A 17410-nucleotide genomic window follows, 5' to 3' on the forward strand; every position below is an offset into this window, starting at 1 on the left:
GAGGTGCAACCAAACAAAATCGGAGCTCTGCTTATTGTCTTTATTGGATCCTCACCACGTTAAAGAACTCCTTACACATCCATAAGTCATCATACGAACATCTGCGAATTGTGTGAACTCCCGTAATATTGATATAAAAGCGCCGTCGCGTAGATAATCAGTCCTTAAACCGTGCCTCAAATCACAAGAGTTAGTTCCACCCGCCTAATTTTTCTTGTAGCAAGGCGACGTACCGATTCATTACATTCTTTTTGTGTTCTACCAACTGTAAGGAAAGTGTCTCCACCTTCTTCCCCGCTTTCATTTCTTCTATCAAACGAATGACTTCCGATATTGGTGTGCCAATGTCTATTGAAGAAGCTAAAAAACCATCCGTCGTCTTAGATCTACTGTCGTGCCGAATCATGATTCCTGGTATGCCTAAAGAAGCACCCATACCTATGCCATGCACACGGCCACCAATCACCAAATCAAAGGATTTGAAAATATTAGCATAATCTTTCGAATCATATGAATAGTAAATATCAACTCCAGGAAATTCCCTCATAGCCTGATCCAATTCGTCGATATAATGACAGACAATACCAACATCATATCTTTTGATAATTTCCGGGAAGAGTTTCATCAAGTAGTTATGCATCACATTTGAAACGTTATTCCCAGAAATCGTGTAGCTTGTGGCGTAGATCAATCCTATTCGATTAACATGCGTTACGACATGATTACTGTTTGCGGCCAATAATGCTGGACAAGGAACATATTTCGCACCATACTTCTCCAAAAGTTTTTCCGTATCTCTTTCACGAGTCGTTATTATTTTTGCTTTTTGCAAGACACGGTCAACCGCAGGAATAGCGGAGGAAAACGCCGATCGGTTGCCTGCGCCCAGTCCTAAAAAAATTGTTGGAATACTTGCAGCTTCTATTGCTTCGTACATAGGAATCAATCTACTCCCGAACCATTCTGGAGAACCCGCAAACAAAGCTAAATCGATGTTTTCTGGATTCATGTCATCCTTATAAGAATTGTCAAAGTGGCCAATCCTTAATGCTTCTTGAAGAATGCCTTTTCCCCTAAAGTTTTTCTTGTCCCACCAATGTGTCAACCTCATTTTTCTGGATGGATTTCGCCATTTGCTTCCTCCGCGAATGTCTGGATTTCGATTAAAAATAATGGGATTATATCTGTCTCCAAAGGCTTCCGTAAGTATATTCAATGTACCCTGCATAATGAATTCATCCCCAGGATTCCATTGACGTGTCGTTGAGATCAACACATTTTTTCTCATTTCTTACCTCCTAAACCGTCAAAACCCATTGCCGGTTCTCTTCACCATATCAACGTAATCTTTTACTGATTGTTCCAGATTGAAATTCCGCTCAATGACTTCGTGCTGATTTTCCAAGAGTTTTTTAAGGTCAATTTCACCACTAAGCAATTTACAAATGATCGTAGCATAGTCTACTGGATCAATGCAACGGAAATAGCTGACGCCATTTTCTGCAGGTATTCCCTCAATCCCGATGTCGTTGGTCAAAATCGGTATACCCGCAGAAAGCGCCTCAATCACTTTTACCTTTATTCCTGCCCCAGTCAGCAACGGAGAAACAAAACACATACTGTGGGCGAAATAAGGCGTTTCGTCCTCAACAAAGCCGGTTACAATTACTTTTTCGCTTTGGCTGTGAATAAGTTTTGCCGGCGGCCGGTTTCCTGCAACAATGAAGCGTACATCCTTATCAACCAACAACGGCATGACATTTTCAACAAACCATATTGCGGCCTCATAGTTTTCCGGTCGGTACATGGCACCCCAAAACAGGATATCGTGATTGATTTCAGTACGCACAATATAACGCATGTCGTGGAAGTATGGTGTCAAAACATGGATTCTATCACTATCAATACCGTGTTGAACCAGAAGAGCCTTATCTTTATAACTGTGTGGCATTACGACAGAACAGCAATTGAGCGCAGATAATTCCGCCTTTTTTAATTTCATATAATGAGATTTCAATCTTTTTTGCTTATATCCTGATGCCTGTAAGTACTTTCGCTCTGCACCCAAAAAGCTGACATCATGTTCGGAAGCAATCAGCTTAACCTTCGGATAGGTTCTATAGATTACCGTCGCAAGCAAGGCGAAATCTGTCCACTCCAGTTCAATTACATCCGGTGAAGCATTACTGGCAGATAATTTTGCTAGATGTTTCATAATCTCGGTCTTTTTGTATGTTGAGAACAAAGCGCCATATGTGGATATTTTCCCCATGGCATCCACAAGTACTCTTGTTACATTTATATCCATTGAACCACTGCTTAGCAGGATGGTATGTGGAATCTGATATTCTTCCAAATCATATAGATGCAAATCACTTTTCCGGCTGAATCCGAGAATTGACACCTCGATCCCCGGCTCAGCTGCCAATCTTTTAATATAATAATTATAAGTTTTACCACCCGCATGGCCAATCCTTTCGTATGGAATGACCGGCGAAATCGATAGAAACCTCATTATTCCGCTCCCTTACTGCACTCCTATGGTAATCGATGCAGCATCTCTTCCAATAAAGCACATACTCTATCTACAGTTTATTCTTCTTAATAAGTCCAAACACAAGAATTCTTAGCTGGTTGATGAACGTGTAAGCTATGTAAGTCTACGGATCAAGCATAGAAGCAAATATGCAACGATGATGGTTCAACAGAATCCACAGTATTTGTCTTGAAAAGCATATACCGATACGACCATAAGATAGCTAGAATAAGCAGTACATCCAACCCATCATTCGTTTTTTGATTATCTTCTCAATTCCTTTCTCTCCATGCAGCCCTTCCCTTATTGAACAGCATATTTGCTACCAGCGGTATCCCAATTTCTAGAATACAATAAGCTATCCACCAAAAACCCTCCTTTTCAAGTACGGTGTATGCGGCAACATAATAATCAGGGAGCGTACTTTATACAACAGCTATATAGTTTAAACTACTGTTAGAATAGATAGAGATTTTCCCAAGTTTATTATAAAAAAACCTGGATGAATGTTTAATGGGAAAACACAAACAATAATATAAGTGATGAATTCAAGCAAGATGCTGTAGACTATTATCATTCATCTGGCAAAAGCCTAGTACAAATAGCCAGCCATAGACCTTAAAGTTAGCAAGTCAGCCTTAAGTAAATGGATGACAAGTGCTATTACAAATAATGGCACTATTAATCACAGGGGTCGGGCTTTCATCGATTCTGATTTCGATAATAAGCTTAAAAACGTTCTTAATAGAGACTTTAATCCGAAGGCAGCCAACACTGTTTGGGTTACGTATATACGTATGTTTACACCCTATCTGGATTTGTTTATCTGACGCGTGTGATGGATCTGTCCTCTATGAATATCATATGCTGCAGGTATCGGATAGTTTATCCACAGAGCATGTATTAAAGGCCATTGAAAAAGCTAAAGTGATTCAAAATCAGCCTGTAGTGACCCATAACGATAGGGAGTTCAGATCCAAAATCTTGATAGAAGACTAAAGTTTTAACATAGCAAATGGATCAGCAAGATTAGCATATGCTTGCCTAAGCTAATTGTTCTAATTATTGCTTTGTTTGAAACTCACGCTATCTGCAAAGCCTGAAATCGAACAAGTACAAAAAACAAAGGATTTGTAAACACCCAGCTGAGCTCAATATACCACAATCATATACTTCATATGCTTACACGTACACGCTTACTTATAAGACTTAAACCAACAGCTATAAAATAGAACAGTGGCACTATAAATATAAGTTTATAACGTGGGGTTAAATATTCTATACTGTACGGAATCGAATAAAACATTAGGCAGTTAAGAAATAGTATGCTCCAAAAACTCCAGTCACTAGTTCTTTTCCTCATTAGTATAAATCCCAAGAAAGCAAGAACTACATATGGTATATTCCAAACAGACTGAAGAAAATATTCAATCGTCACCCATGATGGGTCTCTAGCCAGATGAACCAAGTTCTCAAATTGATTCATCACATTTGGGAACAGAAGTAAATGCACCATTTCAGACAGGTTTACCGCACCAATATTATATGCCCATCCTAACAAATTTCCGATGTAATGCACTATTGAAGAACCAGCAAGCAAAATCCCGCATAGAGCCATGTTTACTATGCTGCCAATTCTCTTGTGGAATATGTAATATGCTAAAAGCGGTACAATATATACAATAGTAAGTGGACGTATCAGTAAACAAAGAGTAGACAAAACTCCACACTTCAAATATTTTTTTCCTGTATTTTCTTGAATAGCAATAGCTAACAACTCAACCATGAGCAGCAAATAAATTGATTCTCTCAATAATTTGTAGGCACTAAACTGTATAATTGGGCAAAACAGGAAAGCAAAGCAAACCGATATATACGGAATTTTTTTTGGCTTCTCAATACGATTCTGTATTGCAAGCACTGTATTCGACAAATCAATTCCTGCAATGAATACCATCATGCATTGGACCACATAAAACAGATATAAGTTCACATGTATATCAAATATTGTCGGATAATATATTGCAGAACTCACCCAAGCAGCATATAAGTATTGCCCTAGATTACTTATTGATAATGCCCTATTGCTTAAATCGTAGTCTAAGCTACTTGTAACTAGTAGATATAATCTATCCCACGATATCCCTGAATGCATTGCATCAGCTGCTCTAAAAATCCAACCTGTATCATTATCATATGGTATACCATACTCCCAACCCACCGAATTTTCGACATACAGTTCATATGCAACCATTGCAACTATGTAGATAATAAAAAAAGAAATTAGAATCTGACGCTTATACCTGCTCAAGGCATGCAATTTCTTATAAAAAATATAGCCAAAAATCCACATATAGAGCAGTATCATCTTATTTCTCCATTCCATTGCTTTATGATTAAAACTTAGTTATCCTTACCCCATCATTCTCCGACAAGCTTGTACATTTTCAATCGCTTCTAGATATGCATAAGCATTTTTCTCATCTGGCTCTAAGTAAGCGCCCTCAGCCCATTCATTCCATGCGTTTATGACGATAAATGGAACCTGCTTTTCACAGCACTTGTCCATCAATAGTTTTAAATATTTTCTAAATTTTATTGGATCAGCACCCTTTATTATTTGAGCATTATATCGCTTACGCGCTGTGTTATCCCAATCTGCAAATGCTCCCGGTATGACAAGCGGCCCTATATCTTCACGAGTAATAATGCTCTGCCACGCTTTGTCATAGTCACAGGTATAACCGATGAGGCCTTTCCCTACTTTGTTCAAGACTCTGTTTAATAGCTTACTTGTTCGCGTGCGAAGCAGCCGCAAGACAAAATCAAATTTGGAAAAGCCCTTTGCAAAAGTATAAAAGGGTTCCCTGCGGTACACGGCGTCAAACTGGCCAAGTTGGTCTGACGTATGCGCATCTTCAGTTTTTACAAAAAATATCCCATCAAAACCATTTTCCTTCGCCCATTGATTCCAACAATCCATAAATTTCTCAATTTCCTTGAAATGCCAAGCCGCAAAAATAAAATATACTGGTTTATTATTGACTTTTATATATCGATTATCTTTGAAATAGGCAAGATTGTACAGAAAGAACTCCTTCCAATCCGCTTCGTCTCCATAGTATTGTGGCCATAGCATTTTGGGGTTCTGCCCAAACCACATTTTTCTCCAATCGTGATTGGCCCAGTACATGCAGAATGGAATATTAAGTTTAGGACTTTCACGAACAATTTCAGTAGGTTTATTCAAAAGCATGCTACCATGAATTCCATTTTTGTCCCCATATTCGCTTTCATTGCAAGAGTAATATTGATAAATCACAAATCCATCGATGCCGTACTTTTTTGCCATTTCAATCTGTGATTGGATTTCTTCTTTTCTACTTAGGTCATAATAATGATTATTTAGGGGGACTTTAGGCTGATAATGCCCTTTGAATAAAGGGATTGCCTGTTTACAAGCTGTCCATTCTGTGTATCCTTGTACCCACCAATCGCTATTGTAGTTTGTCTCATAATATTGCGGCAGATACAGCGCCAAGATTTTTGTCTTATCCATCTTCTCTACCCTTTCAGTTTCTCATGGCAATTCTTAACAACCCCAACAAATTTATCCGCTACAGCCTCCGCAGCGTACTTTTTGTATCCGAACTCATACGCATTATGGGCAAATCTAGCCGTTTCCTCCCGTGAAAATCCATTCGCTTCCCTCACTGTCTCAGCAAATCGTTCAATGTTCCCCGCAGGAACAAGAAAGCCCGTTTCACCGTCAGCCACCTGTTCACTGATCGCTCCGACGTCAAAGGCAATGACCGGCCGTGAAAAGCGACAGGCATCCGTAATTACTCCAGACTGCGTTGCACTGAAATATGGTAATACGATCCAATCTGCATTTTGAAAACACGCCTCCATCTCAATATCAGATACTTCACGATCCACTATTTCCACATTGGGATGCTGCTTGAGCTTCTCAACAATTTCTTGGCTCTCTTCATCCGGTTCGCCTACGATGTGATAATTAATATCCGGCGTCTTCTGCACAATTTGATCCAGAAGATCAAACCCTTTGTATCGGCGAATGCGGCCGAAGCACAGGAATGTTTTGCTATATGTAATTGGCTCTTCTTTTCGAAATGAGCGCCACAGCTCAAAGCAGGTTATATGCTCTTGTTTGATATGATATTTTTGGGAAAGTAATTCCTTATACTTGTAATTCCGCAAGATGACACGGTCAGCCAATTTACTGGTAACGTAATTACAAACAGCCATTGCTTTATTTCCATCATGAGGAATCACATCATGTACAGCCTGAATTTTTACAACTTTCCTGCAGGCTATCATCAGAAATGCGTTCCACATATGCATATTTTCAAAATATATATATCGAATCTGCTTCTCCCAAATCAAGCGCACCATCTTCATAATAATATCAAACCGAAAAGAGCCTTTGGCAAATCCTGGGCGCAAAGGGCACTCAAAATAGAAGTTATTATCCGTATGCGGCGCAATCGCAGATTTAGGATTGTTGATGCCAATCGTATATACTTCATGTTCAGGATAAAGTGCTTGAAACATACTGTATAAGGTGTTCTGATGATCAGCATTGTTTGAAAATGTAATCAAGCAGATCCCGTTTCTTTCCATGTGCTTACCCCCGTTTATAATACCTTTCTCCAACAAACCAGCATGTTAAAACAGCTACTTCATGGGAATCTTCTAACTCCATCCAGTTTACGTTTCAACTTTGAACATCGCCAACGATATCATGTCACCAATATGTTCATATATCATTGTTCTTTCTTTAGCCTTATTCAGCAATATTTTTCTTTGTTCCAAAACTTCGCTCTTGCTTCTTGCTTTCTGGTATATTGCCAAATGTGCTACATTTACTCGCTCACCCAAAAAACTTGTCTTCCAGCATGAGACACCAGCAATGATAAATCGGCAGGTGCATTTCCTGAATCATATAGGTTTCCGTTTCCGGCACCTTTACAGCCACGTCAGCTACTGATGCAAGTTCTCCGCCTTTAGCTCCAGTTAATCCAATCACCTTGATACCGGAAGCTCTGGCAACTACAGTGGCATTCATAACATTTTTACTATTTCCTGAAGTTGAAATTCCCAAGAAAACGTCACCCGGTCTACCATATCCGAATAGCTGCTGTGCAAATACACTAAGCCCATCTACATCATTGATGTATGCCGTAGTCAATGCCTCATGGCCAACAAGAGGAATCGCCATTAGGGAACATTCGAGGTTGCTTGCCAACGCTATACCTCTTTCAGTGTCAATTTTCTTCAGCTTTTCCGCAAATTCTGCACTGACGGGACGGGGGATTTTAAATCGTTTCATAAGTTCTCCAACAATATGTTCGGAGTCTGCAGCAGAGCCTCCGTTTCCGGCAATCAACATTTTGCCGCCACTCTCATAACATTCTTCCATTACAAGATACGCATCTATAATATCTTGACTGATACCTTCAAGTACTGGATACCGCGAAATGAGTAAATCAATGTGCTTTTTGAGCTTCTCTTTTAATCCTCTCATGCTCTTATTGTCCTCCGAATTTTTCTTCAGAAAAATCCATCAAGCCGTCATACTTCTCTATATCATCTATTTCAACCCGACCACCCACCAACGCTGTGTGACAGCCGCCGGCGTTTCCAGCCTTCATGTCGCTCTCTCCATCGCCAATCAACCAAGACTGGCTCAAATCAATATTAAAGCCTTCTGCCGCTTTCAAAAGCATCCCCGGCTTTGGTTTGCGACAATCACAGTCGAACTTTAATTCTGGAATCTCTCCCTCATACCCCTTGTGTGGATGATGAGGGCAGAAGTAAATTGCGTCTATGTAGGCTCCTTCCTGTCCAAGCAGTGTCTCCATTTTATTATGGATTTCTCTGAGTTGCTCATATGTGACTTCGCCTCGTGCAATAACCGGCTGATTGGTAACAACTATTACAAGGTATCCGGATGCGTTAATCTTCTTTATAGCCTCAGCTACACCTGATAGCAATTCAAAGTCATCAATATTTCTCAGAAAACCCATATACTTATTGATGGTGCCATCACGATCTAAAAATACAGCCTTTTGTTTATGGCTCAGGTTTTTTGCATGAACTTTTCCAGATTTAATGTCTTCTGTAACTTTACGGAAGCGATCTGGCGTTCCCATGTCCTTTACATATTCGGGGCTGTCATATATATAAAGTTGACCTGTAGGAATAAGCGGCTCCAACACATCGCGGTCGAGATCTGTTTTTTTAAGTTCCCTAAACAATCCAATGCCTGCAAAATCCTCAAAAATACGTGCCGACAACAAGTGAATTCCGGCATTGACTCGGTTGCGATACCACAACCGTTCATCTTCCTTGTGTAACCAGTTCTGAACACAGCTGGTATCATCCGCAACGATGATACCGCTATCATACGGGTGATCGTTGGGGTGAGTAAATAGAGTGACTACCCCTCCACGTTCCTTGTGGTATCGGTAGAAGCGATCGATGTTAATATCAAAGATGATGTCTCCATTAAGAAGGAGAAAGTCTTCCTTCAGTTCGTCTTTTATCAGGTACAGTGCACCAGCAGTTCCTAGGGGTATGTCTTCAATGACGTATTTGATGGACACACCAAATTTAGAGCCATTTCCAAAGTAATCAGTTATGACATCGCCTAAGTGTCCTACTACCAGGATAAGATCTGCGTATCCCTGTACTTTTAGACTTTCAATTTGATATTCTAATATCGGCTTATTCATTATCGGGATCATTGGTTTCGGCACTTCAGAATTGACCGACGCAATTCGTGTTCCTTTGCCGCCCGCCATGATAACTACTTTCATAAGAGTCCTCACCTTTTATCCGACTTTCACTCGCGGTTCATAGTTTTCAGATGTGTAATGAATTACTCTCGTCCCGCTGTTTTCAAACTCAAAAGGAACGTACAACTGATCACACATTGCTTCCTTTACTGCAGCTTGATAATCATGTTGCACATAAAACACAAGGAAACCACCACCACCGGCACCAAGCAATTTGCCGCCCAATGCACCAGCCGCAATCCCTTTGGCATAAAGGCCATCAATGCCGTCAGTGGATACCTTAGCACCGGTCTGACGCTTTAATCTCCAAGTGTGATCGAGCAGGCGACCGAAGTCGTCTAAATCTGCATTCTTATCTTTCAACACTTTCTCTGCTTCATCAACCAACGCATACATCTCTTTTAGCTGTACGAGCTTATCTTTCGCTGTAACAGCATTGGCTGCCTGAATCTCAGCAGAGAATCTGGTGAATCCAGTAAAAAACATCATTAGATTACTATTGAGCTGGTATTTTCTCTCCGGAGAAATAATGACCGGCAGTACCTCATACCCATCCGCATTAAAATTAATACGATTGAAACCTCCAAACGAAGCCGCAATCTGATCCTGCCAACCACCAGCCTCATTACAAAGAACACGCTCAAGATAAATTGCTTCATCTGCCAGCCTCTTTTTGTCCGCATACCTACCTTTAAGAGCATAGAACGCATTCAGCATCCCTACTGCAAATGAACTGCTCGTTCCTAATCCGGAACGAGCGGGAAGATCAGCTTCATAGGTAAGACGAATCTCATAGATATCCAGCATCCTCATAGCATTACGAATAGCCGGATGCTGGATATCTTCAACATCAGAAATTCGCTCCATCTTGGAATATGCTAACTCAGTACTATAATCAAAGAATTGAGGCAGATGACGGACGTTCACATAGCAGTATTTGTCAAATGTAGTGGACAACACTGCTCCACCATGCTCCTTGAAGAACTTTTCCATATCTGTTCCACCACCAAAAAATGACATACGGAAAGGTGTTCTTGTGATAATCATCTTTCTTTCTCCTTATCATTTTATTGAAGCCCTTTACGACCGCAATCCTCATACCAGTCCCTCAGCGTTTCCTCAAAAGAATAATAGAACTCATATCCGCTGGCGGCTAACTTTTTACCGCAAATATTGGTGGAAACCATCAGTTTCTTTACACGTGCAGGATGAAGCCCCAACTTCATTCCCCCAAAGGGAACCATACACACGGCGGCAGTCATCAGTATCCATCCAGGAATCAATGGAACAAAACGTTTCATGTCTGTGGCTTTTTGCATCTCCCTGCAAATCTGCCCAATAGTGTAGGCTGGCTCAAAGGTGCAGTTGAAAACGTCCACTCCCGGAAAATCGTTGTCAATCATTCGATATTTCATGAAGCGGGCAAGTTCTTTCACATAAATACAGGATTTCACCGTATCCTTACGACCGGGATAGAAGAAATAGTGCTTCCTCTGTCCCCAATACAGACGGGTAAAGTTGCCATGCTCTCCTTTACCGTAAACCACGCCGGGACGAACGATGGTGAGTTCGCGCTTCGGGTCTCCTGCCTGCCATTTCTCGTGAATCTGTTCCGCAACAAGTTTGCTGGTGCCATAGGCAGTATTCGGAGTGGGGAGTGTTGTTTCTTCTTTGAGTTCCTCGGCTGCCCCATAGGGCGCAATAGAACTGGTAAACAGGATTTTTTTGATGTCGTGCTCCACAGCAAAAGCCGTCACATTTTCCGCACCATAAAGGTTAGTTTCAAAATACTGGTAATCCAGATGACCAGGAGTGCGATGTACTGCGGCAAAGTTGAAAATTATGTCATCTGTCGTTGCCGCGATATCGAAATCTATGGGTTTCCGAACGTCACAGCGTATATACTCAACTCCCTCGATCCTCTCTACAATACCGGGGACAACACCTTCTTCTCCTGGCATGACAATATCAAGGGCATAGATTTTATCGCTGGGGTTCACTGCTTCTGCTTTGAGCAGATTAATCAGATGGGTTCCGATGAAGCCGGTTCCTCCAAATATGATATAGTTCATTGTTCACTCCTAGACCGAAAAAATCTGAATGTACTTTTCAATCCCAGCAACTTTTGGTCTTTATCGCTGAGATTCAGCTTGGTGCCATCTTCTAAGCGATAACCTTCAATACTGGCCGTCCCTGAATATTTACCCACAACCTGCGGCCAGATAATCCCGATTTCCGGATCATTCCAAGCAAGTCCTCCCTCGTCACCGGGATGATAGAAATCTGTAACCTTGTAACAGAACTCCGCAGCTTCACTTAAAACAAGAAATCCATGCGCAAATCCTTCGGAAATATAAAACTGCTTTTTATTCTCCTCCGTCAATTCAACTCCAAACCATTCGCCGTATGTTGAACTGCCGGAACGAAGGTCAACAGCAACATCAAAAACACTACCTTTAATAGCCCGAACCAGCTTACCTTGTGGAAATTGTTTTTGAAAGTGCAGCCCTCGCAGCACACCTTTTGCAGACATGCTCTGATTATCCTGCACGAACACCATATCTAGCCCGACTTCATGCATATCGTTCCGGTTATAGGTCTCCATAAAATAGCCGCGGCTGTCACCGTAAACTGCTGGTTCTATAATATACAATCCTTCGATTGGAGCTTTTGTTACCTTAATCTGACCCATAAATCTTTTCTCCATCTGCATTCTTGTTGTTTAATACTCAATCTCTTTCAAATATCTACTCAAAGCATCCTGCCATGTCGGAAGCAGTTTAAAGCCGTTTTCGACCAGCTTGTTCTTGTCCAGTCTGCTGTTAAACGGACGTGCCGCTTTGGAAAGACCATATTCTTCCGTAGTCACAGGTATGATGTTTGTCTCGTATCCTGCCTGTTTGTAAATCTCGCAGGTAAAGTCATACCAAGAGATGTAGCCGCCTTCGTTTGTCGCATGATAGTAACCATATTTTTCCGTTTCAATCATATCTACCAGTAGGCACGCCAAATCCAATGTGTATGTCGGTGTACCGATCTGGTCGTTGACCACGCGAACTGTCTCATGTGTCTTACCGGCTTTCAACATGGTTTTGATGAAATTCTTGCCATGGACGCCAAAAACCCAGGCGACTCGGACGATGAAGTATTTATTAATGTTGGAAGATACATCCAACTCGCCTTCCAATTTAGTCTGTCCGTAAACATTCAGCGGTTTATAATCCTTGCAGTCCGGCCGCCAGGGTTCAGTACCCTGACCGTCAAAGACATAATCTGTAGAAATATAAATCTTTTTAATATCAAGCTCTTTGCAAACCCTAACGATATTTTTAGTACCCGTTGCATTGACCAGTCGGCACTTCTCCGCATTGTCCTCAGCCGCATCCACCTCGGTCCAGGCAGCACAATGAATTACGCCCTCCGGATCAGCCTCCGTGATTACTTTTTTAACGGCTGCTGAATCTGTGATATCCAGTTCATCAATATCAACACCAAGAGCTATGTGTCCCCGTCTTTCAAGTTCCCTAACAACATCAATGCCAAGCTGTCCTTTGGCTCCTGTTACAAGTACTTTCATACAAATTCTCCTCTTATACAGGGCTTAATTTAAACTTACAAATCTGTACAAATAGGGATTAGCTAAGTCTTCCACCATACATTTTGTCAAAATACTTAGTGTACTCTCCGGAGAGAATATCTTCCCACCACTTCTTATTAGCTAAATACCACTGAATAGTCTTACCGATACCATCCTCAAACTTTGTTTCAGGAATCCAACCAAGTTCTTTATAGATTTTGGTCGGATCGATGGCGTATCGCTTGTCATGACCTGGGCGGTCAGTAACAAATGTTATAAGACTTTCAGGCTTACCTAACTCACTCAGAATCGTCCTTACTACCTCAAGATTAGTTCTTTCGTTATGACCGCCTATATTATAGACTTCGCCCAAACGACCTTTTCTCATTACCAGATCTACCGCCTTACAATGATCCTTTACATAAAGCCAGTCTCTGACATTCTCACCTTTTCCATAGACCGGCAATGGCTGATCAGCTAAAGCTCGGCTAATCATAAGAGGAATTAACTTCTCTGGAAAATGGTATGGCCCATAATTGTTTGAACATCGTGTGATCGTAACAGGCAGTTTATATGTTCTATAGTAGGCAAGAACCAATAAATCAGCGGCAGCTTTACTAGAGCTATATGGACTGCTTGTGTGAATTGGGGTGTCCTCAGTAAAAAACAGATCCGGACGGTCTATGGGTAGATCACCATATACTTCGTCTGTAGAAACTTGATGGAAACGATTAATGCCATATTTTCTGCATGCATCCATTAGAACTCCGGTACCGATAACGTTAGTCTCGAGGAAAATTTCTGGGTTTTCTATACTTCTATCTACATGACTCTCGGCTGCAAAATTGACCACAATGTCCGGACGTTCTTCTTCAAAGATTGTATAAATAGCTTCCCTATCAGCAATATCAGCCTTTACAAACTTGAAATTGGGATTCTTCATTGCCTTTTCCAGTGTCAAAACATTTCCCGCATACGTTAAATTATCAACACAGATGATTTTATCTTCTGGATGTTCTTCTAATTCATAATACACAAAATTAGAACCGATAAATCCGGCTCCACCGGTTACGATAATTCTCACAGTTGTTTTCTCCTATTTATATTGCTTCTATCTTGTCAAGATACTTTCCATCTAGCACATCCATCAAATAAGCACCATATCCGTTCTTTTTCAGAGTTTGCACTGACTTTAACAACTGTTCTCTGTCAATCCAGCCATTTAGATATCCGATCTCTTCAAGACAAGCAATTTTACGATGCTGATGTGTCTCCACAGTCTTTACAAAATTCGTAGCTTCGACAAGACTCTCATGAGTACCTGTATCTAGCCAAGTAAAGCCTTGACCGAGCAATTCAACATTAAGTTTGCCTTTTTGAAGATAAATTCGATTAACATCAGTTATTTCAAGTTCTCCACGAGCAGAAGGCAATAAGCTTTTAGCATATTCAATCACACGATTATCGTAAAAATAGAGACCCGTCACACAGTAGTTTGATTTTGGTATAGGTGGCTTTTCTTCTATTGATATTGCTCTCCCATTCTTGTCAAACTCAACGATACCAAAACGTTCTGGGTCGTCTACATAGTATCCGAATACTGTAGCAATCTTGTCATCAGCATGCGTCACAGCCGCTTTAAGACGTTCTTTAAGACCATGACCTGCAAAGATATTATCCCCTAATACCATAGCTACATTGTCATCACCTATAAACTCCTCACCGATGATAAAAGCTTGGGCCAAGCCGTCCGGACTTGGTTGAACTGCATAAGACAGTCTTACCCCAAACTGGCTGCCCTTACCTAGAAGGGCCATAAATCTTGGAGCATCTTCGGGAGTGCTTATTATGAGGATATCTCGTATTCCTGCGTCCATTAGAACACTTAATGGATAGTAAATCATTGGCTTATCATAAATCGGCAGCAACTGTTTTGAAGTTACCATTGTTAAAGGATAAAGCCTGGTACCGGAACCTCCTGCAAGAACTATACCTTTCATTCTCGTCCTCCTGAATACCCAATACTGGAGTAATAAGTTTCTAACTCGCACCCTTCCTCCCCAACACCACCGGCACCGTCCTAGCCAATATCCCCAAATCCAACCACAACGTCCAGCGATCTACATACTCAGCGTCCATCTCCATCCACTGATCAAAGTCCACTTCATTCCGCCCACTAATCTGCCAAATACATGTAATTCCCGGCTTCACTGCCAACCTCTTCCGATGCTTAGAATCGTACAAATTAACTTCGCTGAGCAAGGGCGGCCTTGGCCCAACTAAACTCATATCCCCTCGAAAAACATTGTATAACTGAGGCAGCTCATCAATACTTGTTTTACGAATAAACCTGCCCACTGCTGTCACTCTCGGATCATTGGTAATCTTAAACACTGGTCCACTCATTTCATTCAAATGTGCCAATCGTTCCTTAAGCTCTTCGGCATTTACAACCATGGACCGGAATTTATAAATATTAAAGGCCCTTCCATTCAACCCAACTCTTTCTTGAGCAAAAATTATTGGCCCCTTGGAGGTTAACTTTATAGCTATCGCTACTAAAGCGAAAACCGGAGTAAGAACTATAAGACCGGCACCTGATAAAATAACATCCATCCCCCGTTTTGCTACCTCATGCCAAGGCCGTCTGGGGTGGCTGTCATACACAACCATTGAGAGCCCCCCAAAATCCATGGGCCTGCTGCGAGAAACCTTCGTCACAATGTCGTCAAGAAGTACCGCCACCGTTTTACCCATGACATCTAGAATTTCAATGGACTCTTGAACACCCTTTTCCGTAATCAGCGCTGTAACAACCGTTAAATCTACGATGTTCATGCGAATAATGGATTCGAGATTCGAGTAATCCCCCAGATAAGGTATCTCAAGACCGTTTTTAGCAGGGGCGATGTACCCTATGACTCTATAGCCTAACTGTGGATTATCCTTAAGTTTCTGTAGGTAAAGCTCAGCAGCAGAGCCTGCACCCAGAATCAGCACATAACGTGTATTTCTGCCTAGTTTCCTTCCTGCTTGCAAAGCCAACCGGGTCACAATATGCATTCCAATGGTTAAACCCACTGCAAAGGCCCCAAAGTAAAAAAAGAAGCGTGTGCGCAGTAAATACGGGCTATGAAGATAAATAGTTGTCATACTGACTGCGAATGAGAAGAAGTGGGCTTTCAGAATCTGGCTTAGTTCACGCCGCGCAGACATAAAGCGGCGTGATTGATAGACTTTTAAGGCATTACTGGCAATAATCCAAGCTACTAAGTAAATTAAAAATATCGCAAAGTATCCTGGCCAGCTATTATTTGTCACGACATTCTTGATTTGATAGATTTCTATGACCAAAGAGAAGGCCAATGCTATTAGAACAATGTCAACGAGTTCAGATATGTTTTCAATGATCCCCCTGTCCCTTAGCACTGTCTCACTTCCCTTTTCCATTTCCTTTTTCTATACATAATCTTATCCCATCTAAAACCGATTGATTTAATAGGCCCTCCGTCCTAGGACTAACCGCAACTCCATATATTTCCCTATAAGAAAGTAATATCCTTCACGAACTTTTCACAAAATTCCAACACCATACCCACAATTCCAGTAATCTTCGTCACAATCCGATCTGATCCTACGCTTCTTCTTCCCAATATCCTTCTATCCTCGAAATAACTCCCAAAATTTTCTCTTTTTCTTCTTATTTGGTTGCTGTAGGAAATACTCCCTTTCACCTACCAAGCCTTCCCCCGTCAAAATTGCCTGAGGGTTCTCCAACGTAACTTCCCGAACCCCCTCTTCTCTCGCGATCTCCTTGACACTTCGCAGTGCTTGAAGATAAACCCCATCCTCCTGCGAAGTCCGATGCGCATCCGACCCAATAAAGTGAATCAAACCACTCCTCAGCATCCTTTCCGCCAACTCCTCAGCCTGGGGCCCATACCTCCCGCTCAGACTTCTCAGGTTCAGCTGAAAAAGCACCCCTTTATTCGCCCAGTCAACCAAGTACTCCGGCCTCTCAATCAAGCCCTTATTCCGCTCCGGATGAGCCAGCACCGGAGTCAGCCCCTGCACCTGCAAGTCAAAGAAGACTTGTTCCGTATACTGGGGAATCTCCAGCATGGGCAGCTCTAAGAGCAGATACTTGCCCGTATTCCCCAGGGTCATCAGCTTGCCTTCACGAGCCCATTTGCCTAGGTCGGGGCAAATATAGTTCTCTGCCCCAGGCAGAATTTCCACCGGGATTTCTGCCTCAGCCACATGCTTGCGCAACAGCTCCACAGCAGCCAGGATCTCTTCAGGGCTTAAGAATCCACTGCCTTCCATAACATGAGGAGTAACAATCAGGGTCTGGAATCCGGAATAGAACAATTGACGAACTATTCCCAGGGAGTGGGTCATGGTCTTGGCGCCATCGTCAAGACCGGGGAGGATGTGGTTGTGTGTATCAATCATCTGTCTTCTCCTAACCTTTAA

General features: G+C 41.7%; 15 protein-coding genes. All 15 read right to left on the reverse strand.

Translation table 11 applies throughout. The annotated features are described in order from the left end of the window. Positions 1–190 precede the first annotated feature (190 nt). A complete protein-coding gene (locus DESMER_RS20015) occupies positions 191–1288 on the reverse strand; it encodes a polysaccharide pyruvyl transferase family protein (RefSeq protein ID WP_014904891.1) in 1098 nt (365 codons plus the stop codon). An 18-nt stretch (positions 1289–1306) separates the two neighbouring features. After that, positions 1307–2515, reverse strand: coding sequence for a glycosyltransferase (locus DESMER_RS20020; protein ID WP_014904892.1), 1209 nt, complete (start codon positions 2513–2515; stop codon positions 1307–1309). A 1195-nt stretch (positions 2516–3710) separates the two neighbouring features. Continuing rightward, positions 3711–4904, reverse strand: a complete 1194-nt coding sequence (locus DESMER_RS20025; RefSeq protein ID WP_014904893.1) for a hypothetical protein — start codon at positions 4902–4904, stop codon at positions 3711–3713. A 45-nt stretch (positions 4905–4949) separates the two neighbouring features. Beyond that, positions 4950–6095, reverse strand: a complete 1146-nt coding sequence (locus DESMER_RS20030) for a glycoside hydrolase family 99-like domain-containing protein (RefSeq protein WP_014904894.1) — start codon at positions 6093–6095, stop codon at positions 4950–4952. Between the two features lie 5 nt (positions 6096–6100). Continuing rightward, a complete protein-coding gene (locus DESMER_RS20035) occupies positions 6101–7180 on the reverse strand; it encodes a glycosyltransferase family 4 protein (protein ID WP_014904895.1) in 1080 nt (359 codons plus the stop codon). 250 nt (positions 7181–7430) lie between these two features. Next, a complete protein-coding gene (locus DESMER_RS20040) occupies positions 7431–8084 on the reverse strand; it encodes a D-sedoheptulose-7-phosphate isomerase (protein WP_014904896.1) in 654 nt (217 codons plus the stop codon). Positions 8085–8088: 4 nt separating this feature from the next. Further along, on the reverse strand, positions 8089–9378 hold the full coding sequence (locus DESMER_RS20045; protein WP_014904897.1) for an HAD-IIIA family hydrolase: 1290 nt from the start codon (positions 9376–9378) through the stop codon (positions 8089–8091). Positions 9379–9393: 15 nt separating this feature from the next. Beyond that, positions 9394–10404 (reverse strand): GHMP family kinase ATP-binding protein, encoded by a 1011-nt coding sequence (locus tag DESMER_RS20050; RefSeq protein ID WP_014904898.1) that lies wholly within the window; start codon positions 10402–10404, stop codon positions 9394–9396. A 20-nt stretch (positions 10405–10424) separates the two neighbouring features. Beyond that, positions 10425–11429: an NAD-dependent epimerase/dehydratase family protein gene (locus DESMER_RS20055; RefSeq protein WP_014904899.1), complete on the reverse strand. Its 1005-nt coding sequence runs from the start codon at positions 11427–11429 to the stop codon at positions 10425–10427. After that, a complete protein-coding gene (gene rfbC, locus DESMER_RS20060) occupies positions 11426–12049 on the reverse strand; it encodes a dTDP-4-dehydrorhamnose 3,5-epimerase (protein ID WP_014904900.1) in 624 nt (207 codons plus the stop codon). The genes DESMER_RS20055 and rfbC overlap by 4 nt, the downstream gene beginning before the upstream one ends. A gap of 30 nt (positions 12050–12079) precedes the next feature. Then, positions 12080–12934: a dTDP-4-dehydrorhamnose reductase gene (gene rfbD / locus DESMER_RS20065; protein ID WP_014904901.1), complete on the reverse strand. Its 855-nt coding sequence runs from the start codon at positions 12932–12934 to the stop codon at positions 12080–12082. A 58-nt stretch (positions 12935–12992) separates the two neighbouring features. Beyond that, positions 12993–14018 carry a dTDP-glucose 4,6-dehydratase gene (rfbB, locus tag DESMER_RS20070; RefSeq protein WP_014904902.1) on the reverse strand — a complete coding sequence of 342 codons (1026 nt, stop codon included), beginning with the start codon at positions 14016–14018 and terminating at the stop codon, positions 12993–12995. 16 nt (positions 14019–14034) lie between these two features. Further along, positions 14035–14934 (reverse strand): glucose-1-phosphate thymidylyltransferase RfbA, encoded by a 900-nt coding sequence (gene rfbA / locus DESMER_RS20075; RefSeq protein WP_014904903.1) that lies wholly within the window; start codon positions 14932–14934, stop codon positions 14035–14037. 40 nt (positions 14935–14974) lie between these two features. After that, positions 14975–16363: a sugar transferase gene (locus tag DESMER_RS20080; protein ID WP_014904904.1), complete on the reverse strand. Its 1389-nt coding sequence runs from the start codon at positions 16361–16363 to the stop codon at positions 14975–14977. Positions 16364–16594: 231 nt separating this feature from the next. Beyond that, complete coding sequence (locus DESMER_RS20085) at positions 16595–17389, reverse strand: tyrosine-protein phosphatase (RefSeq protein ID WP_014904905.1); 795 nt, start codon at positions 17387–17389, stop codon at positions 16595–16597. Positions 17390–17410 lie beyond the last annotated feature (21 nt).

This window comes from Desulfosporosinus meridiei DSM 13257, assembly GCF_000231385.2.
GTDB classification, from domain to species: Bacteria; Bacillota; Desulfitobacteriia; order Desulfitobacteriales; family Desulfitobacteriaceae; genus Desulfosporosinus; species Desulfosporosinus meridiei.